The 23,259-nt window shown below is 74.6% G+C and carries 16 protein-coding genes and 1 pseudogene; 11 read left to right on the plus strand and 6 right to left on the minus strand.

From position 1 onward, the window contains the following. Positions 1–162: 162 nt before the first annotated feature. The 3 genes from IPL61_25850 to IPL61_25860 all read left to right on the plus strand — a co-directional run bounded on the left by IPL61_25850 (position 163) and on the right by IPL61_25860 (position 1,995). Complete coding sequence (locus IPL61_25850) at positions 163–714, plus strand: RNA polymerase sigma factor (protein ID MBK9034649.1); 552 nt, start codon at positions 163–165, stop codon at positions 712–714. Beyond that, positions 711–1,364, plus strand: coding sequence for a hypothetical protein (locus IPL61_25855; GenBank protein MBK9034650.1), 654 nt, complete (start codon positions 711–713; stop codon positions 1,362–1,364). The genes IPL61_25850 and IPL61_25855 overlap by 4 nt, the downstream gene beginning before the upstream one ends. A 67-nt stretch (positions 1,365–1,431) precedes the next feature. Next, complete coding sequence (locus tag IPL61_25860) at positions 1,432–1,995, plus strand: hypothetical protein (protein MBK9034651.1); 564 nt, start codon at positions 1,432–1,434, stop codon at positions 1,993–1,995. Positions 1,996–2,026: 31 nt separating this feature from the next. On the opposite strand, the gene IPL61_25865 is transcribed toward IPL61_25860, so the two are convergent. Then, positions 2,027–2,473 (minus strand): hypothetical protein, encoded by a 447-nt coding sequence (locus IPL61_25865; GenBank protein MBK9034652.1) that lies wholly within the window; start codon positions 2,471–2,473, stop codon positions 2,027–2,029. A 143-nt stretch (positions 2,474–2,616) separates the two neighbouring features. Between IPL61_25865 and IPL61_25870 the strand changes: the two genes are divergently transcribed. After that, positions 2,617–2,844 (plus strand): hypothetical protein, encoded by a 228-nt coding sequence (locus IPL61_25870; GenBank protein ID MBK9034653.1) that lies wholly within the window; start codon positions 2,617–2,619, stop codon positions 2,842–2,844. A gap of 74 nt (positions 2,845–2,918) precedes the next feature. Here IPL61_25870 and IPL61_25875 read toward each other — a convergent pair whose 3' ends face one another. Both IPL61_25875 and IPL61_25880 read right to left on the minus strand, forming a co-directional pair. Continuing rightward, positions 2,919–5,549 carry a toll/interleukin-1 receptor domain-containing protein gene (locus IPL61_25875; protein ID MBK9034654.1) on the minus strand — a complete coding sequence of 877 codons (2,631 nt, stop codon included), beginning with the start codon at positions 5,547–5,549 and terminating at the stop codon, positions 2,919–2,921. 87 nt (positions 5,550–5,636) lie between these two features. Beyond that, entirely contained in the window at positions 5,637–9,476 is a 3,840-nt protein-coding gene (locus tag IPL61_25880; GenBank protein MBK9034655.1) for a M36 family metallopeptidase, read from the minus strand. 281 nt (positions 9,477–9,757) lie between these two features. On the opposite strand from IPL61_25880, the gene IPL61_25885 reads away from it, so the two are divergent. Further along, positions 9,758–10,381 carry a protein-L-isoaspartate(D-aspartate) O-methyltransferase gene (locus IPL61_25885; protein ID MBK9034656.1) on the plus strand — a complete coding sequence of 208 codons (624 nt, stop codon included), beginning with the start codon at positions 9,758–9,760 and terminating at the stop codon, positions 10,379–10,381. A 181-nt stretch (positions 10,382–10,562) separates the two neighbouring features. Here IPL61_25885 and IPL61_25890 read toward each other — a convergent pair whose 3' ends face one another. Then, on the minus strand, positions 10,563–11,222 hold the full coding sequence (locus IPL61_25890) for a hypothetical protein (GenBank protein ID MBK9034657.1): 660 nt from the start codon (positions 11,220–11,222) through the stop codon (positions 10,563–10,565). 121 nt (positions 11,223–11,343) lie between these two features. Here IPL61_25890 and IPL61_25895 point away from each other — a divergent pair. From IPL61_25895 to IPL61_25910, 4 genes and pseudogenes are all read left to right on the plus strand, one after another. Further along, a pseudogene (locus IPL61_25895) lies at positions 11,344–12,583 on the plus strand (methionine adenosyltransferase). A 3,640-nt stretch (positions 12,584–16,223) separates the two neighbouring features. After that, complete coding sequence (locus IPL61_25900) at positions 16,224–16,523, plus strand: DUF4215 domain-containing protein (protein MBK9034658.1); 300 nt, start codon at positions 16,224–16,226, stop codon at positions 16,521–16,523. A 196-nt stretch (positions 16,524–16,719) separates the two neighbouring features. After that, the gene (locus IPL61_25905) at positions 16,720–17,154 is read left to right on the plus strand and encodes a putative metal-binding motif-containing protein (GenBank protein ID MBK9034659.1); all 435 of its coding nucleotides are present in this window, start codon (positions 16,720–16,722) and stop codon (positions 17,152–17,154) included. Continuing rightward, entirely contained in the window at positions 17,151–18,431 is a 1,281-nt protein-coding gene (locus tag IPL61_25910; protein ID MBK9034660.1) for a radical SAM protein, read from the plus strand. Before IPL61_25905 ends, IPL61_25910 begins: the two co-directional genes overlap by 4 nt. Here the strand turns inward: IPL61_25910 and IPL61_25915 are convergent. Next, a complete protein-coding gene (locus IPL61_25915) occupies positions 18,424–18,780 on the minus strand; it encodes a hypothetical protein (GenBank protein ID MBK9034661.1) in 357 nt (118 codons plus the stop codon). The two genes, IPL61_25910 and IPL61_25915, sit on opposite strands and share 8 nt — an antisense overlap. A 134-nt stretch (positions 18,781–18,914) precedes the next feature. On the opposite strand from IPL61_25915, the gene IPL61_25920 reads away from it, so the two are divergent. After that, on the plus strand, positions 18,915–20,270 hold the full coding sequence (locus IPL61_25920; protein ID MBK9034662.1) for a hypothetical protein: 1,356 nt from the start codon (positions 18,915–18,917) through the stop codon (positions 20,268–20,270). Between the two features lie 234 nt (positions 20,271–20,504). Here the strand turns inward: IPL61_25920 and IPL61_25925 are convergent, their stop codons facing one another. Then, the gene (locus IPL61_25925) at positions 20,505–20,897 is read right to left on the minus strand and encodes a hypothetical protein (protein ID MBK9034663.1); all 393 of its coding nucleotides are present in this window, start codon (positions 20,895–20,897) and stop codon (positions 20,505–20,507) included. Positions 20,898–20,963: 66 nt separating this feature from the next. On the opposite strand from IPL61_25925, the gene IPL61_25930 reads away from it, so the two are divergent. Further along, positions 20,964–23,252 (plus strand): S9 family peptidase, encoded by a 2,289-nt coding sequence (locus IPL61_25930; GenBank protein MBK9034664.1) that lies wholly within the window; start codon positions 20,964–20,966, stop codon positions 23,250–23,252. Positions 23,253–23,259: the final 7 nt, after the last annotated feature.

The raw sequence follows: 23,259 nt of genomic DNA on the forward strand, positions 1-23,259 counted from the left end.
CCCGATCGCACGGCGCTCCTCGGCGCGTGTTCGACGCTGCCGGGCCGCGGCGTCTCTGGTGTGAATGCTGGCACCGCGCGCCGCCCCGGCGAGGGATCGCCCCGACACGATTGTCGGGACCGGTGCGTGCAGCGGTGCCACCGGCGCGAATAGCATGGCGGCGTGGACGACGACGACATCCGTGCCGGGCTGCGGGATGGTGACGTCGACGGGGCGTTCCGGCTGCTCCGCGCCCGTCACGGCGGCCCGGTGTTCCGCGCGTGCCTGGCGCGCCTGCGCGACCCGACCCTGGCCGAGGAGGCGATGCAGGACGCGTTCGTCAACGCGTTCCGCAAGCGCCGGCAGCTGGCCGCGGCCGACTCCGTGCGCGGCTACCTGCTCGGCATCGCCGGCAACGTCGCGGTCGATATGTTGCGCAAGGCCCAGCGCCGCACCCGCCTGGCGCGCGCGAACCAGGTCGTGGCCGACGAGGAGCGCACGCCGCCAGGGACGCCCGCCGACGCCGAGCCCGCGGCCGTCGCCGCGCTCTACGACTGCCTCGATCAGCTCGAACCCGGCACGCGGACGGCGGTGTTCATGCACTACCGCGACGCGCGGCCGTGGCAGGAGATCGCGACCGCGATCGGCGTGCCGGTCGACACCGTGCGCATGCGGGTCAAGCGCGTGCTGAAGGACCTGCGGGCCTGCCTCAAGGCCAAGGGGGTGACCGCGTGACCACCGCCGACGATCGCGACGACGAGCTGCTCGATCGGATGGGCGACGGCGTCGCGCCGGCCTCGCCCGAGGAGGCCGCGGCCCGAGCGCCGTACGAGCGCCTGGCCGGACAGCTCCAGGCGCTCGATCCCCGCGACCCGCCAGCCGGCTGGGAGCGGCGCCTCGACGCGCGGCTGCGGGAGGCGCGCGCGCGCGAGCAGCGCCGACGCTGGTGGCTGATCGGCGGCGGCGTGGCGGCCGCGGCGGCGGTGGCGGCCGCCGTCGTGCTGTGGCCGCGACCCGCGCCCGCGCCGGTTCGCCCGGTCACGGTCGCGGTGATCGCGGCCGACGGCGCGGCGCGGCGCGGCGACGCGGCGGTCGGTGACGCCGTGCAGATCGCCGTCGACCGAGCCCAGGCCCAGACCGAGCTGCGCGTCTACCGCGACACCACGCTGGTCACGCGCTGTCCCGGCGCCGATGCGTGCCAGATCTCGGCGCGCTCGATCCGCCTGGAGCTGCGCCTGACCGACGTCGGCCGCTACCGGGTCGTGACGATGACCAGCGCCAGCGCCATCCCGGCGCCCGGCGCGGGCCTCGACGCCGACCTGCTGGCCGCGCGCAGCGCCGGCGCGACCATCGTGCTGCCGGCGCCGATCGTGGTGCGGCCCTGACACACCCGCGCCCACCGCGCGGGCCTCGTCGCGGCGCTCGATCGAGCACCCGCGCCGGGAACGGCTGATGCCGGTGTTCGTCGCGGCGAGCGTCGCGCCGACGGCCGCCGGTGGGCGGCGGGTCATCGTGGCGGCCGTGGTGACGATCGCGGTCGCTGCCCCCGAGCGATCGACCGCACCGACCACCTCGACCACCTCGACCACGCCGACCACGTCGACCACGCCGACCACGCCGACCACGCCGACCGAGCGGTCGCGCGCGCCGGTGATCGCGATCGCCGGTCCGTCGTCGGCGCTGTCGCGCCCGCCCACGACGATCTATGTGACCACGCCAGGCGCGCTGGTGACGGCGCACGCGACCCCCGCGACGGCCATGTGGCTGTACCAGGCCGATCAGCTGGTCGCCCGGTGCCCCGGCCCGGCCTGCACGGTCCAGGGCGCGGCGCTGGTGTTGCGGTTCCGGCCGACCACGATCGCACGCTATCGCGTGATGGCGGCGGACGGGGGGATCACGCTCACGTCGACGGGCGACTTCGACGCCGACGTGCTGGCCGCGCGCGCTCGCGGTGCGCGCCTCGCGCTCGGTGTGATCGAGGTGATCGACGTCGTCGGCCTACCCGCGACGCCGTGATCGACGTCCACAGGAGGCCGGGATCGAACCCTCACGGCAACAGCGACCGCTCGTACCGCAGCGTTGCGTCGTGCCACGCGAAAGACTCGGGTGACAGCGTCACCAGATCGAGGCCGGGCGGCGGCCACGGATCCTTGGGGTCTCCGTCGGACACTGCGACCAGCTCGCGCCACGCGACCGTCGCCTCGGCGCCGCCGGGCAGCGGCCCGAAGTACACGAAGTTGGTGTCGACGCTGGCCGTGATCGTCAGCGCGCCGTCGAACCACTCGGTCTTGGTCAGCGCCAGCTTGATCAGGTAGTCGTGCGTGCCGAGGTCGATCACCCAGCGCTTCGCGACGAGATCGTACGGCGCGGTGATGACCGAGCCGTCGCGGCAGGTCGCGATCAACGCGGGTTGCGCCGTGGCCGGGCCCGGCACGGTCAGGGTCGTGGCCTCGATGGTGTTGAGGCCGAACAGCAGCTTGGTCTCGGTCGCCATGGGTCCTCCGGCGCCCCACCCGACGAGGGCGGACGGGCGCTTGGCCCGGAGACGTGACGCGCATGTCTGGTCGGACAAGAATTCGTACGCGCGCATCCATCGCGCGGTTCGGTCGATCGCGGTCGCGTCGTCTATCTGGACGAGTGCCCACCGCCCGCGCGATCCACCTCGGCGTCCACCACGACGCGCCGACGAGCTACCGCGTGCGCCCGCGTGCGCTGGCCCGCGCCGAGGACGACGCCCGCGCGCTGGCGGCGGTCTCGACGCGCGCCGGCCTCGCGGTCACGACGCTGCTCGGCGTCGACGCGACCCGCGACCACCTGCTGGCCGCGGTCGACCGCGCCGTCACCTGCGCTCGAGCAATGAAATGACAACCGCTGATCTGGATCGGAGCTTCCAGCGGCCCCTTCGGGAGCCGAGGTGCACGCGGAGACATCGGTAACGCTCAGCCCGGAGACACGGGCGTCGCGCGCTCGGCCAGCGCCATGACCAGGCGCTCGCCGACGTCCTGCGCGTCGAGGTCGCGGCCGTCGGTCCGGAGCTGCGCGGTCAGCGCCTCGCCGAGCTCGCACGCGCGCGCGTGGTCGTCCGCGCGGATCAGGTGGTCGAGCGCGCGCCGGCGATCGTCGACGGTGGCGCCGGGACGCTCGACCCACCAGCGCGCGGCGGCGCGATCGGCGGCGCCCGGGCGCCCGCCGGTCCGACGCCAGATCGGCTCGCTGATCCAGCGCGGGACCAGCCAGCGCGGCTCGCCCAGCTCGATGGTCGCGACCACCAGGCCGCGCGCCACCAGGCCGGCGAGCGCGTCGCCGACGTCCTCCGACGGTGCCGACGCGATGACCGCGGCCACGGGCACCGGCCGGTCGAACACGGCCAGCGCACGCACCAGCGCGAGGTCGGCGTCGCCGAGCCCACCGAGCAGCTGCTCGAGCACGATGTCGGCGGCCGCCTGCGCGCGCGCGACGTCGGCGCGGGTCGCGGGATCGTCGCCGGGCTCGGCGGCGAGGGCCAGGTCGAGCTCGCCGAGCTCGTCGAGCCGAGCGACCCGCGCGCGCAGATGTGCGAACTCGCGCGGGCGCGCCGATCGCGCCACCGCGTCGGCCAGCTCGAGGACGCCAGGGTGCCCGCCGAGGGCGCGGCCCAGCGCCCGGGCGTCGGCGCGACCGCTCAGCGCCGGCAGCTGCCACAGGAGCTGCCGGATCTCGAGGTCAGCGAGCGGACCGACCCGCACCTCGTCGAGGAGGCCGCGCAGCTCGGCGATCGGGCACCGGCTGACCGCCAGCACCGCCCCGACCGACGCGGCCCGGACCAGGCGGCCCAGCGTCGCGGCCAGGCCGCGGTCGCGCAGCCGTCGATCGCGATCGAGCTGGTCGTGCAGGGCGTCGAGCACCAGCACGACCGGCCGGGTGGCGAGGACCCGCTCGGCCTCGGCCGCGAGCCCGTCGTCGCCGACGCCACCGGCGAGCGCCACGTCCGCGGCCGCGACGACGGCCCGCTCCAGCCCGCCGGCGGTCATCGACGCCGGCACCGCCACCGCCCAGCCGACGCGCCGCAGCCGCTGGATGACATCGTCGACGAGCCGCGACGTGCCGACGCCGCCCATGCCGCACACCAGCGCGCCGTGGCCGCCACGCGTGATGACCGCGCGCCGCACCCGCTCGCGGGCCGCGTGGCGCCCGACCAGCACCGGCGCGACCGGCGCGGGCGCCAGCCCCGGCAGATCGGGATCGAACAGCGGCGCGTCCCACGCGTCGGGGTGCGCGGCGTAGCACGGCGCGTCGTCGTCGATCGCCCCGACGCCGTCGGACGCGGCCGCCGCGCGCGACCGACGACGCTCGACGTCGCGCCACGCCGTCGCGAGCGCCCAGCCGACCAGCGGCGCCGCGGCGAGGTTGGCGTACAGCGCGCCGAGCATCGCCGCGGCGAGCCCCGAACCCGACGACGGCGCGCACACGACCCGCGGGAGCCCCGCGGTGACCAGCGCCGCGGCGAGCCGACGGCCGGCCGACGCCATCCCGCTGGCTCGACCCGAGAGCACCACCAGCGGCACCGGCGCCCCGTCCGCGATGAGCGCGGCGGTGACGACGGCCGCGGTCACGCCGTCGGGCCCGGTCGGCAGGTGCAGCAGCCCTTGGTCGTCGTGCCACAGGTGCACCACGTGCGGTCGTCGCGACCGGACCGCGCCACCGACCGCGGCCGGCGTCGCGCCGTCGCCATCGAGCAGCGTCACGTGCGCGCTGGCGCAGATCCCGTCGAGCGCGTCGAGCAAGCTCGCGAGCTCGTGGCCGCGAGCGCCGCCATCGGTCGGCGGCGTCACGGCCAGCACCCGCAGCGGCCCGCCGAGCTCGACGCACGGTGATCGCGGCGCGGCGAGCTCGCGGCCGACGGTGACCCCGGGCTCGAGGGCCAGCGGCCGACCGGACGCGGCCTCGGCCAGCTCGATCGGGAGCGCCGCGAGCGCCGGCGTCGTCAGCTCCAGGCGCAGCTGGAACCCACCGGTCCTCGGCAAGGCGCCGAGGATCGCCGGCGGGAGCCGTGGCACCTCGGTCGACACCCGCGGCGGGCGGTCGTCGAGCGAGACGCGCACGCGCAGGTCGTCGGGGCCGCGCAGCGTCCACGCGTAGCCCGCGCCGTCGGGCTCGATCCGGAGCTGGTAGTGAGCGTCGGCGGCGATCGGCGGTGGCGCCGGGCCGGCACCGCCGCGCAGCCGTGCCAGCAACAGGTCGCGATCTGCGAGCGCGACCCGCGCCACCGCGCGCAGGCCCACCGGGACGCGTGCGTCGTCATCGATCAGCGCCACCACGACCGGCGCGCCCGCGTGCAGCCGCGCCGCGAGATCCGCAGCTGGCGCCCAGCGCGTCCACCACGCGCCGACACCGGACCGCGACGCGAGCACGACGCCGGCGCCGCAGTCGCTCAGGCCGCGCTCGATCACCGCGCCGAGGTCGTCGCCCGGGTGGATCTGGTGGGCGTCGAACACGACGTCGAGCCCCATCCCGCGCAGCCAGGCCGCGAGCCCCTCGGCCTCGGCCCGGTCCGCGGCGCGGTAACAGAGGAACACGCGGAGCGCCGCCATCGAGCGGGAGACGGCGCCGGGATCCCCGATCGAACAGCGCACTGCCCGGGTCGAGGATGACGCCCCGGGCCGACGCCCCGCGCTGATTCAGGCGGGCCGAGCGGGTCCCCGACGCCGGCGGCGCAGCACGAGGCCGAGGGCGGTGATCGCGAGGACGGCGGAGCCGGGGGCGCCGGTCGAGCCGGTCGAGCAGCAGCCACCGTCGGCGCTGCCGTCGGTGGACGCGGCGTCGGGCGCGGCGGCGGCGTCGCCGGTCGCCTGCCCGGCGTCGGGATCGGCCTGCCCGGCGTCGGGGTCCGCGGGGCCGGCGTCGATCGGCACGGCGGCGTCGATGGCGGCGTCGATGGGCACGCCGGCGTCGATGGGCGGCGCGTCGACGACGGTCACGTTCACGCTCGCGGTGGCGGACGCGAACGGATCGGCGGCGGCGAGCTGGAAGGTCAGCGCGGTCGGCGTCATGGGCGCGGTGAAGCTGGGCGTGAGCGTCGTCGCGCCGGCGAGCGTCACGGCGGGCCCGCCGGTCTGGGTCCACGCCAGCGTGAGCGGATCGCCGTTGGGATCCGACGCGGTGCCGGCCAGCGCGACCGCGCTCCCGGCGAAGACGGTCCGATCGAGCCCGGCGCTGACGGTCGGCGCCGCCTGGCAGGTCGGCCCCTCGGCGGCGAGCACGGGGAACGGCGTCGTCGTGAGGCCGATGAAGGCCAGGTCGTCGAGCTCCCAGCCCTCGCCGCCCGCGGCCGCGTCAGTGCCGATGCGGAACCGGAGCTGGATCGTCTGGTTGGCGAACTGCGTGCCGAAGTCGAGGCTGACGGTGTCGCGCGCGGGGTAGGCGGCGTTGCGGCGGCCGTACGCCTGGCGCAGCGCCAGCGAGTTGCCGCTGGTGTCGGTGAGCATACCGGTGTAGCCGGGGCTGGCGCCGAAGGTCGTCACGTCGGCCCAGGCGCCGCCGCCGTCGGTCGAGAGCTCGATCACGCCGCCGTCCCAGTACGTGCCGCCCGACCACTCGAAGTCGAAGCGGTGGGAGAACGTGAGGGTCAGCGGGGCGGTGCCCACGGCCAGGGGCGGCGACACCAGCTGCCCGTCGGTGGGCGAGGCCGTGTCCAGGCCGTGCCAGCCGTTGCTGGTGCCGAGGAGCTCGCGGCTCCACACGCCGGTCGTCCCGGTCTGGGTCCACACCGTCTGGTCGGCCTCGACGTCGTCGGTGGCCGACGCGTTGGTCAGCACGTCGTAGTTGGCGCGCACCGTCACCGCGGCGGTGGCGATGGCGGTGCACGCCGCGGGGTTCTCGAGCTGCACGGCGATCGCGATCGGGGTCGCTGCGGTCACGGTCGGGTCCATGCGGATCGTGAACGACTCGATCGAGCTGGCCAGCCCGGCCACCGGCGCGGCCACGCGGCTCGGGTTCACGATGGTCACGCCGGGGGTCGTGGTCGAGACGGTGACCACGGTGCCCGTCAGCGGGGCCACGCCGCCGTTGATGATCGTCACGGCCAGCGCGCCGGTCTCGCCGGCGTCGAGGATGCCGTCGCTGTCGCAGCTGACGCCGCCGTCGGTCACGGTCACCGGGCCGACGCCGAGCTTGCCGCTGACCGTGAAGTCCTCGACCACGCCGACGAAGCTGGTCGAGGTCCGCGCCGGCGACACCGCGCACGTGCCGGCGCCCCGGAGCGCGAACGCCTGGGCCACGGTCATCGTGTCGGTGGGATCGATCGCCTGGACCGCGGCCAGGAGCGCGTCGCGGGCCTCGGTGAACGTGGCGTCGCTCGGCGTGAGCTGGAGGCTGGCCACGACGTAGTCGGTCATCTCGCGCCGCGCGATCGCCGCGCCGTCCTTGTCGATCAGCCCGACGTACGCCTGCCACATCATCGCGGTCCAGACCTCGCCGGCGTTGTGGACCTCCTGGTTGTTGCCGCCGAACGCGATCGGGAACGTCGTCGGCAGCGCCTCGCCCTGCGCGATGTGGCGGAAGGTGAAGCCGTTCCTGGTGAAGTCGGTGCTGTAGGGCGCGCGCCGGATCCCGAAGTACGCGTCGCCAGACGCGGCGCCGGTGTAGACGCCCATCGCGTAGGTGCCGTGCGGATCGTCGGTCAGCCGCATGACCGTCATCATCCCGACGAAGTCGCCCCAGCCCTCGCTCATCGCCGCGCACTGGCTCGCGCCGCACGGGGCCAGGCGGTGGTGGAGGTAGTGGCCCCACTCGTGCGCGACCACCGCGGTGTCGAGATCGCCGTCGCGCATGGGGCCGACCGCCCCGCGGACCATGTGGGCCGAGGTCGTGCCGGCGGCGATCAGCGCCTCGAGCGCGGCGCCGTCGGCCGGGCTGATCATCAACGCCGGCGGCAGCATCGCGCCGGTGCCGCCCATGTTGGCGGTGCCATCGACGTTGTTGACGACGATCATGCCGACGCCGCCCGCGCCCTGGACGTTGCCAGCCTTCAGGGCGTAGCTGCAGGTGCCGCGCCGCACCAGGACGATGTGGCCGTTCGCGCCGGTGATCGCGCCGCAGGCCTCCCCGGCCGCGTCGCTGGCGACGACGACCGTGGCGGTCAGGTCGAACACCTGGGGCCCGAACGCCGCGGTCGCGTTCGCCATCGCCAGGTCGCCCGGGGTCACCGTGAGCGTGTGCGTCGACACGCCGCTCCACGAGTACATCTGCATGCGCGGCGACATCCCGTCGGACGGCGTCGACATGTTGGCGTTGTTGGTGCCGCTGTTGTCCTGGGCCTCGGCGTTGATCGCATCGCCGCCGACGCCGCCGCGGCCGAAGTTGTCGACCTGGGCGTTGCCGGCCGCCTCGTCGAAGCCGGAGTCGTACCACCAGTCGTGGAGCCAGTTGTTCACGTAGAAGAGGTGGGTCGCGGCGGCGCGGCTCTGGTCGGTCGACGCCGTCGGCGCCTGGGCGGTGTCGTAGGTGCGGTCGAACGTGCGCACGCCCGTGGTCGTGCCCCGGAGGTCGGCGCCGCCGAAGCCGTCGGGCGGGTTGAGATCGGCGTACGCGTCGACGTTGTTGCCGGTGGTGGTGGTCGCGGTGGCGGCCAGCCACGGGTCGACCGCGCCGGCCGGGTTGCTGTTGAAGCCCTCCATCGAGACGAGGTTGGGCGCGACGAACGCGGGCTGGCTGCCGTCGGGCTGGCCGGTCGGGTGCGGCACGAAGCTCTGCTGGGGGCCGTCGAACGGCTGGCCGGCGGCGTCGGCGTCGGCGAACACCCGGTAGGTGAACGCGGCGTCGACGGTGAGGTCCTCGCGGCGCGCGACCGCGCCGGTGGCCGCGTCGACGAACACCCGCCACAGCCGGGCGTCCGTGCTGCCGGCGGGCGCGCCGTAGGCCTCGACGACCCAGGTCGCGACCAGGCGCCCGCCGTCGGGGACGAGCGCGCGCAGCGCCTGCGACGGGCCGAGCTCGGCGTCGGCCGGGAAGCGATCGGCGACCGCGATGGTCGTGGCCGCGCGGGCGTCGAGGACGAAGCCGGCGCGCGCGCCGGCGCCGCGCGGCACCCGGGTGCCGCCGATGGCCTCGAGCGCGCCGTCGGCGGCGAGCAGCACGCTGATCCGACCGTGCCAGACCGGGACGCCGTCGACCTCCTGGCGCAGCGCCACGATCGTCGCGCCGCCGCGGAGCGCGTGGACCGCGTCGACGGCGAGATCGGCCGGCGGGCGCGGGCCCCAGATCGGGGCGAGCTCGTCGACGAACCCGCGGGCCGCGATCTCGGGCCTGGCGCCCGGGCGAGCGATCCAGCGCCGGGTCGCGCGCAGGAACCGCGGCCGGCCGTCGTCGTCGAGCGACTGCGCGACGAGGTTGCGCGCGAGCGCGGCCTGCGCCAGGGGCGCGGTCGGCGTCGCCACGGACGGCGCCGACGCGGCGACCGTCGCGTCGACCGCGGGCGGGTCGCCGCTCGTCGAGCACGCGACCATGAGGAGCGCGACCACGCCGCCACCGAGAGCACACGACCTGGACCAAGGACTCATCAAGCCTCCGGGCGAGCAACGTAACATCGCCGCAGCAGCGCTCGCGCCGTCGAGCGAGCGATCTCGATGCGCGCGATGTGGGTGGGCAGGCGACGCGCACCGACGACGGGGCCCGAGGTGGGGAGCGGCGCCGCCGTCGGCGCAGGTGCGACGGCGCGTCCCGGCGATGGGGTGCGGTCCGGGTGTACCGTCGACGGGTGAGCGATCGCGCCGACGTCGCGCTGGCCGGGGCCCGCGCCGAGATGGTGCGGCGACAGCTGGCGCCGGACATCACGGATGAGCGCGTGCTCGCGGCCATGGCGGCCGTGCCGCGCCACGCGTTCGTCCCCGCGGAGCTGGTCGGGTACGCCTACGACGATCGACCGCTGCCGATCGGGCGCGCGCAGACGATCAGCCAGCCGTTCATCGTGGCGGCGATGACCGAGCTGGCGGGGATCGGGCCGACGTCACGCGTCCTCGAGATCGGCACCGGCTCGGGCTACCAGGCCGCGGTGCTGGTCGCGCTCGGCGCCGAGGTGTGGTCGATCGAGATCGATCCGGTGCTGGCGGCGCACGCGGCGACGACGCTGCGCGGGCTCGGCCTCGGCGACGATCGCCTGCACCTGCGGGTCGGCGACGGCTGGGCCGGCTGGCCCGAGGCCGCGCCGTTCACGGCGATCCTCGTCACCGCGGCGCCGCCGACGGTGCCGCCGGAGTTGGTCGCCCAGCTCGCGCGCGGCGGCCGCATGGTGATCCCGGTGGGCGCGGCCGCGCTCGATCAGGAGCTGCGGCTGGTGCTGCGCGCGCAGGACGATCGCATCGTCGAGCGGCCGGTGTTCGCGGTGCGGTTCGTGCCGATGACCGGCGGGGACGCGGCCGGCGGGTAGACTCGCCGCGTCGGCGCATCGACGGTCCCGCCGCGTCGCTCGGACCGCCGCGTCGATCCGCCGCGTCGCCAGCCCGCGTCGACCGGCCCGCGTCGACCGTCCCGCCGCGTCGATCCGCCGCGTCGCCAGGGCCGCGCGCGCCAACCAGGGCCGCCGCGTCGACCGCCCCGCTGCCCGGGCGCTACTCGTCGTCCTTGCGCGCTGGCACCTTGGTCTTGTTGGGATCGTAGGTCTCCCAGTCAGGCGTCGGCGCGTCGGGATCGTAGGGCGCGTCGGGGTCGACGGGCTTGACCTGGTCGGGCCCGGCCGGCAGCGGCCCCTCGAGGGCGCCGGCCGGCACCGTCGACGGGTAGCGGTCGCCGTAGTACTCGATGACATTGCCCGGCAGCTTGGTGCGGCCGCGGCCGCCGACCTTGACGACGTGGCCCTTGGCCGACCACAGCGCCCACAGCTCGCCGTTGCCGTCGAGGCGCAGCACCCGCACGCCGTCGATCTTGTCCTCCTCGACGGTGTACCCGGCCTCCTGGGCCAGGCGCCGGGCGAACTTGACGGTGGCGCGGACCACGCCGTCGTCGCGCTCGTACCGGGTCACGAACACGTTGACCAGGTCGTCGTCCTCGAGCTTGCCGCGGTGCTCGGCGGCGCCGTGGACGTAGGTGCCGGCGTAGGCGACCGCCTTGTTCTCGGGCACCCAGACCTCGATGTCGAGCACCTCCTGGAACCGCCGGAACTGCCAGTCCGAGATCGAGGTCTCGGCCACGCCTCGGCGCGGCGGCGGCGGATGCCCTCCGCACGCAGCCCCCACGACCAGCACGAGGGCCAGACACAGCGACCGGCGCATCGTGGTCATCGTACAGGTGCCGAGCCCGCGACGCGAGCGCTTGGGGGCCCGACCGCGATCGACCGACGGACGATCGTGTGCGTTGACACCCCCGGTCACCTCGGTATAACCCCGGCCACCCATGGCGAGCCACCTGTTCTCTTCCGAGTCCGTCACCGAAGGTCACCCCGACAAGATGTGCGACGCCATCTCGGATGGCGTCCTCGATGCGATCTTCACCGATGACCCCAACGCGCGCGTCGCGTGCGAGACCTTCACCAAGACCGGCTTCGTGCTCGTCGGTGGCGAGGTCACGACCTCGACCTACGTCGACATCCCGTCGATCGTGCGCAAGACCGTCGCCGAGATCGGCTACACCGACTCGGACATGGGCTTCGACGCCGCGACCTGCGGCGTGATGGTCGCGCTCGAGCAGCAGTCGCCCGACATCGCCCAGGGCGTCGATCGCGGCGACGTGGCCAAGCAGGGCGCCGGCGACCAGGGCCTGATGTTCGGCTACGCCTGCGACGAGACCAAGGAGCTGATGCCGCTGCCGATCCAGCTCGCGCACCAGCTCGCGTACCGGCTGGCGCAGGTCCGCAAGAAGAAGACCCAGGGCGTCGACTTCCTCCGCCCCGACGGCAAGACCCAGGTGTCGGTCCGCTACATCGACGACCAGCCGGTCGGCGTCGAGGCGATCGTCGTGTCGAGCCAGCACGCCGACAAGCTGAACGGCAAGAAGATCACGAACAAGCAGATCGAAGAGGCGATCCGCGAGCTCGTCATCAAGCCGATCGTCCCGGCGAGCCTGATCACCAAGGCGACCAAGTTCCACATCAACCCGACCGGGCGCTTCGTCACCGGCGGGCCCAAGGGCGACTCGGGCCTCACCGGCCGCAAGATCATCGTCGACACCTACGGCGGCATGGCTCGCCACGGCGGCGGCGCGTTCTCGGGCAAGGACCCGTCCAAGGTCGACCGCTCGGCCGCGTACTTCGCGCGCTACATCGCCAAGCACGTCGTCGCCGCCAAGCTCGCGCGCCGGTGCGAGGTGCAGTTCGCGTACGCGATCGGCGTGGCCCAGCCGGTGTCGATGCTGGTGCAGACGTTCGGCACCGGCGTGGTGTCCGACGAGCAGCTCTCGGCCGCGGTGTCGCGCGTGTTCGACGCGCGGCCCGGGCATGCTGACCGCCGAGCTCGACCTGCGCCGCCCGATCTTCAAGAAGACGGCCGCCTACGGTCACTTCGGCCGCGAGGAGCCGGAGTTCACGTGGGAGAAGACGCCCAAGCTCGACGCGCTCAAGGACGCGGTCCACAGCGGCAACGGCGTGGCGAAGGCGAGCAAGAACGGCAAGTCGAAGTCGATCGCCGCCCAGGCGTGAGACGACGACGCCCGTGACCCGCGCGGGGTCGCGGACGAGGTGAGGTGGCGAGGTGGCGAGTGGCGGGTGGGATCAGGTTGGTTCCGAGGCCGGATCGGGCTCCGGATTCCGGTGCCGCGGCATCCAGGAATTCCCTCGTGATCTCGAGGGGATGGAGGGTAGGAGCCGGTCCCCGGTTCTGACGCGGTAGGCCGGAATTCCTTCGTGATCTCGAGGGGATGGAGGGTAGGAGCCGGTCCCTTTTTCGGATGCGGTAGCCCGGAATTCCCTTGTGATCTCGAGGGGATGGACGGTAGGAGCCTGTCCCTTTTTCGGCCGCGGTAGGCCGGAATTCCTTCGTGATCTCGAGGGGATGGAGGGTAGGAGCCTGTCCCTTTTTCGGATGCGGTAGCCCGGAATTCCCTTGTGATCTCGAGGGGATGGAGGGTAGGAGCCTGTCCCTTTTTCGGACGCGGTACGCCGGAATTCCCTTGTGATCTCGAGGGGATGGAGGGTAGGAGCCTGTCCCTTTTTCGGACGCGGTACGCCGGAATTCCCTTTTGATCTCGAGGGGATGGAGGGTAGGAGCCTGTCCTTTTTCGGACGCGGTAGGCCGGAATTCCTGCGTGATCTCGAGGGGATGGAGGGTAGGAGCCTGTCCCGGGGCGGCCGTCCGGGGGGTGGGGGGGGGGGTGGGGGCCTTTCGGCCGCGGTACGCCGGAATTCCCTTGTGATCTCGAGGGGATGGAGGGTAGGAGCCTGTCCCTTTTTCGGACGCGGTACGCCGGAATTCCCTTGTGATCTCGAGGGGATGGAGGGTAGGAGCCTGTCCCTTTTTCGGACGCGGTACGCCGGAATTCCCTTTTGATCTCGAGGGGATGGAGGGTAGGAGCCGGTAGGAGCCGGTCCCCAGTGTTGCGGGTCGCGCGGGCTCCGCGGCCTTGGCGTGATCGGGGTGCGGGCGTGGTCCCGATCACGCTCGTTAGCCCATGAGATCGTTCATGAAGTCATGGGTGCAGGGGCGCGCCTGCAGATCTGACGCCCGGGCGCGGCGATCCGGCCGGTATGTGTCAGCTTGTCCCGGTTGCGGGTGGTGCGATAACACGCGACACAGGCAGGGATGCTCCGTCGGCTGTCGATCTTCGCGCTCGCCCTGCCCACCCTGCTCGTCGCCCGCGAGGCGGGGGCGGTGCGCACGCCGGACTACCTGCACGAGCGTCCGCTCGAGACCGCCGACGGCGGCCCCGGTCGGTTGGTGCGGCACACCCAGCGCCGCCCGACCGCGGCCGGCGCCCCGGCGTGGAAGGCGTTCACCGCCGCCCACGGCAGCTGGCAGGGCCTGTGGGACGAGCACACCGGCGTGCCGGCGCGCATCTGGGGTGAGGGCATCGCCGCGCCCGGCGCCAACGCCGACCCGGCCATCGCCGAGGCCGCCGCGCGGGCCTTGCTCGACGAGCAGCTCGGGCTGCTCGCGCCCGGCACCAAGCGCGAGCACTGGCGGCTCGCCGCCAACGTCACCCACGGCCGCGGCGACGCGATGCGCACGGTCAGCTTCACGCAGGTGTTCGACGGCGTGCCGGTGGTCGGCGGCGGCGTCAGCTTCCTGTTCAAGCGCGATCGGATCATCGTCCTGGGCTCGCGCGCGCAGCCCGGCGTCGCGGTCGCGATCCCGCGGGCGCCGGTCGACGGCGCCGCCGCGACCACCAAGGCGATCGCGTGGATCGCCGGGATCTACGGCGCCGCGCCGACGGTGCTCGCCGTGGGCGACGTGGTCGTGTTGCCGATCGTGCGCGATCCCGCCGACGGCGCCGCCGCGGTCGAGCACCGCGTCGCCCGCGTGGTCACGCTCGACCTCGCCAGCCCGCGCGCCCGCTGGGACGTCTACGTCGACGCGGTCACCGGCGCGCCGATCGCGCGCGCCCAGCTGCTCCGGTTCGCCAACGGCGCGCTCCAGTACGAGACGCCGGTGCGGCACCCGGGCGCGGCGCGCCAGGCGTTCCCGGCGGTGCGGGCGACGATCAACGTCGCCGGCGCGCCGACCACCACCGACGACGACGGCGGCTTCATGTTCACCGGCGCGGGCCCGGTGACCGTGACCACCGCGCTCGCGGGGCCGCGGGTGCGGGTGTTCGACGACGGCGCCAGCGCCGCGACGACGATGCTGAGCGTGCCGGCCGACGGCACCGGCCTGTGGGCCGCGCCGACCAACGCGCGCCTCGACGCCCAGCTCACCGGCTTCGTCCACGCCAGCCGGATGAAGTCGTTCGGCCTGGCCGAGCTCAACCCCGGCATGTCCTGGCTGGCCAACCAGATGCCGGTCGTCGTCAACGAGGGCGGCGACTGCAACGCCTACTCCGACGGCGACGCGATCCACTTCCTCCAGGCCGGCGGCGGCTGCGAGAACACCGGCCGCCTGCCCGACGTCATCTATCACGAGTTCGGGCACTCGCTGCACGACAACTCGATCATCCCCGGCGCGGGCCGCTTCGACAGCGCGATGTCCGAGGGGATCGCCGACTACCTCGCCGCGACCACCACCGACGATCCCGGCATGGGCCGCGGCTTCTTCGTCGGCACCGACGCGGCGCTCCGCGACATCGACCCCAACGGCGGCGAGTACTACTGGCCGACCAACATCTCGTCGGATCCCCACGCCACCGGGCTGATCATCGCCGGCGCGCTCTGGGACGTGCGCAAGGCGATGATCGCCGAGTACGGCGCCGCCCTCGGCAAGCGCCGCGCCGACGACCTGTTCTACGCGACCTTGCAGCGCGCCGACGACATCCCCACGACCTACCCCGAGGTGCTGGCGGCCGACGACGACGACGGCAACCTCGCCAACGGCACCCCCAACCGCTGCCTGATCGACGCCGCGTTCGGGCCCCACGGCCTGGTCGACGGCACGAGCACGTTCGGCGTCGGCCGCCCGACCCGCGCCGGCGACGTCATCACGCTGACCGTGGCCAGCGTCGGCGGCTGCGCCGCGCCGGTCGTCGGCAACGTCGCGCTGGTCTGGCGCGTGGCCGGCGGCAACGACGCGGCGCTGGCGATGACCGCGACCGGCACCACCTTCACCGGCGCGATCCCGACCCAGCCCGACGGCACCGTCGTCGAGTACCGCGTGGTCGCGACGATGGCCAGCGGCGCGATGCTGCGCTTCCCCGACAACCAGGCCGACCGCTACTACGAGTACTACGTCGGCCCGCTGACGCCGGTGTACTGCACCGACTTCGAGAGCGATCCGTTCGCGGCCGGCTGGACCCACAGCGCGGCCTCGGCCGGCGACGACTGGCAGTGGGGCCCGGCCAACGGCAACGCCAGCAACGGCGACCCGCTGGTCGCGGCGAGCGGGACCAACATCGTCGGTCAGGACCTGCGCTCCAACGGCCTGTACCCGCGCAACTCGATCGAGACGCTGTCGTCGCCGGTGATCAACGTCAACGGCTACACCGGCGTGCGCGTGCAGTTCAAGCGCTGGCTCACCGTCGAGGACGGCTTCTTCGACGAGGCGATCGTCAAGGCCGACGGGGTCGAGGTCTGGCGCAACTACGCCAGCCCCGACGAGAACGGCACCACCCACGCGCTCGATCGCGAGTGGCGCGACGTCGACATCGACGTGAGCGCCGCGGCGACCGACGGCTCGGTCCGGATCGACTTCCACATGGCCAGCGACGAAGGCGTCGAGTTCGGCGGCTGGAACATCGACGACTTCTGCGTCATGGCCGCCGGCACCGGCCCGCTGGTGCCCGTGTGCGGCAACGGCACGATGGAGGGCGCCGAGACCTGCGACGACGGCAACCTCGTCGACGGCGACGGCTGCGCCGCCGACTGCGTGCTCGAGCCGACGGTCGACGACGGCGACGGCGGCTGCTGCTCGACCGGCGCCGATCCCCGGGGCGCGCTGCTGCTGGGCCTGGCCAGCGCCGCGATCCTGGTGCGGCGACGCCGCCGGACGGCGTAGGCTCGGGGCGCGATCCTCGAGCGACGGGCGCGAGCTCCCCGCCGCGATCCTCGTGCGGCGCCCCCGCCGGACGGCGTGAGGCGGGGCCGCGATCGCGTGCGGCCGCGCCGGTCGGCGCAAGCTCGGGCCCGCGATCCTGGTGCGGCGACGCCGCCGGACGGCGTAAGCTCGGGGCCATGCTGACCGTTGAGCGGGCATGAGCCTGCGCGCGTGCGACCACTGTGACGGCCTGATCCCACCCGCGCGGCGGCGCTGCCCCCACTGCGACCGGCCCAGCCGGGCCCGCGGCGCCGGGCGGTGGCTGGTGCGGACCGCGTGCGCGGGCACCGCGCTGGTCACGCTGATGGCCTGCTACGGCATGATGCGCCCGTACGGCCCCGGCGACGACAGCCGCGACGGCGACGGCGACGGCGTGACCGAGCCCACCGACTGCGACGACACCCGGGTCGACGTGTACCCCGGCGCGGCCGATCTCGAGGGCGACAACGTCGATCAGAACTGCGACGGGGTCGACGGCTGGCGCGACCCCAGCGCGCCCGCGCCCGCGCCGGCCGCGGTCGCGACCGACCCCGACGAGGCCGCGGCCACGCCGACGCCGACGCCCAAGGCGATCGCGGTCGACCCGCCGTGACGACGACGGGCCACCGGCGGCGGCTCGACGTGGTGCGCACGGCCCACGCGCCGATCTATACGGTCTGGGAGCTGACGCTCGCGTGCGACCACGCCTGCACCCACTGCGGCTCCCGGGCCGGGGTCGCGCGCGACCGCGAGCTGTCGACGGCCGAGGCCGTGGCGGTGGCCGGTCAGCTGGCCGACGCCGGCACCCGCGAGGTGATCCTGATCGGCGGCGAGGCCTACCTGCACGACGGCTTCCTCGACGTGGTCCGCGCGCTCGCGGGCCGCGGGGTCACGGTCGGGCTGACCACTGGCGGCCGCGGCGTCACCGCCGAGCTGGCCGCCGCGATGGCCGCGGCCGGCCTCCGCCAGGCGTCGGTGTCGGTCGACGGGCTCGAGGCCACCCACGATCGCATGCGCCACCTGCGCGGCAGCTACGCCGGCGCGATGGCCGCGCTCGATCACCTGCGCGCCGCCGGCGTCGCGATCACCGCCAACACCAACGTCAACCGGCTCAACCGCGGCGACCTCGAGGGGCTGTACGCGGCGCTGCGCGCGCGCGGCATCGTCGGCTGGCAGGTGCAGCTGACCGCCCCGCTGGGGCGCGCCGCCGACCGGGTCGCGATGATCTTGCAGCCGTGGGACCTGCTCGACGTCGTGCCGCGCATCGCCGCGCTCAAGCGCGCCGCCCGCGCCGACGGCATCACGCTGATGCCCGGCAACAACCTGGGGTACTTCGGCCCCGAGGAGACGCTCCTGCGCTCGCTGCGGCCCGACGATCGCGATCACTGGCGCGGGTGCCAGGCCGGCAAGTACGTCATGGGCATCGAGAGCGACGGCGCGGTCAAGGGCTGTCCGTCGCTGCAGACCGCGCACTACGTCGGCGGCAACCTGCGCGAGCGCCCGCTGGCGGAGATCTGGCGGGGCGCGCCCGAGCTGACCTGGAACCGCGGCCGCACCGTCGACGCGCTCTGGGGCTTCTGCCGCACGTGCGACTTCGCCGAGGACTGCCTGGGCGGGTGCACGTTCACCGCCCACGCGATCCTGGGCCGGCCCGGCAACAACCCGTACTGCCACTTCCGCGCGCGCACGCTGGCCAAGCGCGGGCAGCGCGAGCGGCTGGTGCCCGGCGCCGCCGCCGACGGCCTGCCGTTCGACAACGGCACGTTCGAGCTGGTGGTCGAGGCCCTCGACGCGCCCGATCCCGGCCGCGGCCCGCGCGGCCGCCGAGCTGGTGCAGATCGATCGCCGCCCGCGGCGCGCGCCGGTCGCCTGAGCCGCGGCGTCAGTTGACGCCGGCGTCGCACAGGCGCTCTTGCGCCTCCTTGATCGCCTCACCGTTGCTGCACGTCAGGTGTCCACCGCTGCAGGAGCAGCCGAACTGCGACAGCCCCGAGCTGCCGCCGCAGACCGTCAACGACGTGCCGTACTGGCACTCCTGGAGCAGGCCGCTGATCCCGCCCGCGAGGGGCTCGACGCACGCCTGGCCCTGGTAGCGGGCGACGAGCTGATCGATCGTGGCGCTGGTGATCCCGGTCGCGTCGATCTCGGTGCAAGCGCGGATCGGGTCGGTGGTGTCGTCGCCTCCCGACGAGTCGCAACCGAGCGTGACGACGAGCGCGAGCGAGATGAATCGATGCATAGGTGTCGATCGTACCGAGGCGACCGCCGCCGCGCGAGACGCCGAGCGCGCCGACGACCGCGCGCGTGACGCCGTCCACGTCGTTCACCCCGCCGGGACCACCGACCACCCGCCGCGCCGGGGTACGATGCGCCGTGACCGGCCGGCTGCGCACGATCGCGAGCGCCGCGGTGCTCGCCATCGCGAGCGCGGCGCCCGGCTGCAAGAAGCCGAGCGAGCGCGCGGTCGCCCGGGCGGCCGTCGACGCGGGGCCCGCGGCCGCGGTGCTGGGAGCGCCCACGCCGCTGGCGCCCGAGGCCGGCGACGGGGCGATCGGCCCGGCCGCGCCGCTGCGGCTGCTCGGCGTGGCCGACGACGGCGGCTGGGTCGCGATCTGCAAGGACGCCGAGGCGCGGCCGTACCTGAGCGTCGGCGCGGGCCCTGGCCTGGCGGTCGACCGGGTGCTCGCGACCGCGACCCACGACGTGCTCGTGAGCCGCGCGGGCGCCGTGGTCCACGTCGACGCGGTGGCGCGGACCGAGCGCGTGCTCGGCCCGCTGGCGCCGGCGGCGGTCGACGACGCCAGCCGGCGGGTCGTCGTGGCGCGCGGGTCGGACCTGGTGGTGTTCGATCGCGGCGCCGCGCCGCGGACGATCGCGACCGCGCGCGCGGTGTCGGCGGTGTGGCTGCGCACCAGCCGCTGGGCGGTGATCGAGCACGGCGCGGTGCGATCCGCTCGCGGCGTCGGCTGCGACACGCCGTCGGCGTTCACCGGCGCGCCCACCGAGACGGTCGATCTCGATCCCGGGGCCGAGGCGGTCGACCGGATCGGCCCCGAGCTGGCGCTCACGCCGCAGGGCCAGGTCACGCTCGACGGCGAGGTGGTCATCGGCGAGGAGTGCGTGCCGACGGTGATCGCCGCGCTGGCCAGCCCGCCGCGGGTGCTCGCGCAGTGCGGCGGCCGCGACGTCGTCGCGGGCCCGGCCGGCTTTCAGCAGTGGGTCCACATCACGCTCGGCACCACCCAGCACACGCAGGCCACGATCGCCGAGCGGCTGACGCTGGGCCAGCGGGTCGTCTGCAACAGCGGCGGCTGCGTCGATCTGCTCACCGGCGCCGACTTCTCGACCTGGCAGAGCCCGCTGGTCTGGCACGACGACCAGCTCGTCGTGCGCGCGCCGCCGGCCGGCCTGGCGATCGATCGCCTGCCGCCCGACGCGACCGGCGCGGTGGCGCACCTCGACGTGACGCTGCCCCGCCTGACCGCGGCGGTCACGGTCGACACGGTGACCGGCAAGCGCCAGACCGCCGGCGCGCTCGCGCCGCCCGAGTTCGTCGACGCGGCCGGGACCTGGCTCCTGTACGGCCGGCACGTGGTCGATCTCGCGGCCGGCGTGGTCGTGACCACGCTCGGCGCCGACGCCCTCGCCATCGACGATCGCGGGCGCGTGCTGGTCCCGACCGCGCCGTCCACCGGCCCGCTGCGCTGGTTGACGCCCCGCCGCCCGTGACCGCGGCCGTCGGCGCGCGGCCGACGGGGGCGCCGTGACCTTCCTGGCGTCTGCGAGCTACGTCACCGGTGTCGCGCTGCCGGTCGACGGCGGCCTGGCGATCGCCGGATCAGGTGCGTGGATCTGCTCGGCGCGGCCGGGCCGATCCCGGTGGCGTCGCCGATGCCGAGGCCGCAGATCGCGGTCGACCACGGCTGGACCGCTCGTCGAGCACGGTCGCGCGATCGCTCGAGGCTACGCCTGCAGGATCCGCTGGGCCGCGGCGGCGGTGCGGCCGATGCGGCTCCTGCGCTCCTCGGACGAGCCGCCGATGGCGCACACGATCACGTCGCCCTGGCCGGTGGCGATCCGCTGCATCGACACGTCCCAGCGCTGCCCGGGCCCGTAGGCGATGTACTCGGCCGAGTGGATCCGCGAGGCCACCCGCGCCAGCTTGCTCGCGACCTCGCGGCACGCGCCGAACTCGCCGGCCAGCGCCAGCGGGTTGCCGTCGTCGTCGGCCATGGCCATCGCGGTGACCTCACCGTCGTCGCAGCAGGCCGCGAGCTGGAAGTGGAGCGCGAGGGAGGGATCCTGGCTGCGCCGGCGGCGGACGTCGCCGTCGGCGCGAGAGCTGGTGGCACGCATGGCCCGATCGTCGGCGCGGGGCCCGCGCCTGGCAACATTTCGGCGGGACCGGCGTAGACTGCCGCGGTGAAGCGCCTCGCCTCGATCGCCCTCGTCGCCGCCGCCTGCGGTGGCCACTCGCCGGCCGCGCAGTGCCCGGCCGTCGATCCGACCCCGGTGGTGGTCGAGCCCGGCCCGACCGAGCTCGGCGAGCCGCCGCCGCCGCCGCCCGCGATCGATCGCGACGCGATCGCCGAGCTGGCGGCGACCCGCAGCTTCAACCTCGGCCTGCCGCGCCCGGTCGCGCTCCTGCCCGACGGCGACGTGCTGTTCCTGCGCACCGGCCCGCGCGACTACGTGGCCGAGCTGTTCGAGTTCGACCTCGCCACCGGCCAGGCGCGCAAGCTGGCGTCGGCGGCCGACCTGGTCAGCTCGGCCGACGTGGCGCTGTCGGCGGCCGAGAAGGCCAAGCGCGAGCGCATGCGCATGACCATGCGCGGCATCGTCTCGGTCAGCGCCAACCGGGCCGGCGACCGCCTGCTGGTGCCGCTGGGCGCGCAGGTGTTCGTCGTCGACCGCGCCACCGGCAAGGCCACCGCGGTCGCGACCGGTGACGGCTACCCGGACAGCCCGCTGCTGTCCCCCGACGGCCGCCGGCTGGCGTTCCTGCGCGACGGCGACGTCTGGATCACCGACGTCGCCGGCGGCAAGCCGCGCAAGCTGACCAGGAAGGACGGCCCCGACGTGTCGTTCGGCGCCGCCGAGTTCGCCGCCGCCGAGGAGCTCGATCGCACCGCCGGCACGTGGTGGTCGCCGGCCGGCGACCGGCTGCTGATCCAGCGCACCGACGAGGCCAAGGTCGCGACGCTCTACGTCGCTGATCCGGCGCACCCCGAGCGGCCGCCGACGCCGTTCCGCTATCCGCGCGCGGGCGCCGACAACGCCGACGTCCGGCTCGCGATCTACCCGGCCAAGGGCGGCAAGCCGCTCGAGGTCGCCTGGGATCGCGCCGCGTTCCCGTACGTCCACGACGTGCAGTGGCCCGAGCACGGGCCGCCGACGTTGGTCGTGCTCGACCGCGCCCAGACCGAGCTGCGCGTGCTGACGATCGACGACCGGACCGGCGCCACCAAGGTGGTCGTGACCGAGTCGGATCCGACCTGGGTCAACGCGGTCGGCGGGCCGCGCTGGGCCGCCGACGGCAAGAGCTTCCTGTGGCTGCACGAGGGCGAGGACGCGTGGACGCTGGTGCGCCACGCCGCCGACGGCGCGCCGCTGGCCACGGTGATCGGCGACGACGCCGACTTCCACGGCCGCTACGCGGTCGACGACGCGACCGGCGAGATCTGGTTCACCCGCGGCACGCCGGTCGAGGGCCACGTCTGGAGCGTGCGCGCCGACGGCAGCGAGCTGACCCAGCGCACCGACGCGCCCGGCTCGCAGCGCGTCGTGATCGCCGACCGCGGCGGCACGCGCCTGCTCGTCCACGACGGCGCCGACGGCGCCCGATCGATCACGGTCGTGCGCGCCGACGGCACCGCCGCCGGCGAGCTGCCGTCGGTGGCCGAGCCCGGCCCGGCGCTGCCGCAGGTCGAGGTGGCGCCGGTGACCGGGGCCACGAGCGGCTACTGGACCGCGGTCGTGCGGCCGCGCGACTTCGATCCCGGCAAGAAGTACCCGGTCGTGCTGCAGGTCTACGCCGGCCCCACGGTCACGACCGTGACCAGCAACCCGCGGGCGTACTGGAAGGATCAGCTGCTGGCCGACACCGGCTTCATCGTCGTGCGCGGCGACGGGCGCGGCACCCCCGGCCGCGGCCGCGCGTGGGAGCGGGTGATCAGCGGCGATCTGATCACGGTGCCGATGAACGATCAGATCGAGATCCTGCAGGCGCTGGGCGCCGCCCACCCCGAGATGGATCTGGCCCGGGTCGGCGTCGTCGGCTGGTCGTTCGGCGGCTACTTCTCGGCGATGGCCGCCGAGCTGCGCCCCGACGTGTTCAAGGCCGCGATCGCCGGCGCGCCGGTGACCGACTGGCGCTACTACGACACCGCGTACACCGAGCGCTACATGCGCCTGCCCAGCACCAACGCGGCGGCCTACGACGCCGCCAGCGCCGTGGTCAACGCCGACAAGCTGAGCGTGCCGCTGCTGCTCATCCACGGGCTCACCGACGACAACGTCTACGCGGTCAACACGCTGGCGCTGGCCGAGGCGCTGTTCAAGGCCGGCAAGCCGTTCGACTTCGTCGCGCTGTCGGGCACCCACATGGTGGCCGACCCCGCCGCCGAGGCCGCGCTCCTGACCCGGCAGATCGACTTCTTCCGCGCGCACCTCGGCCTGCCGACGCCGGCCGCCGCCGCGCCGCAGCCCTGACGTGGCC

This window comes from Myxococcales bacterium, from assembly GCA_016717005.1.
In the GTDB taxonomy this organism is placed as follows: Bacteria; Myxococcota_A; Polyangia; order Haliangiales; family Haliangiaceae; genus UBA2376.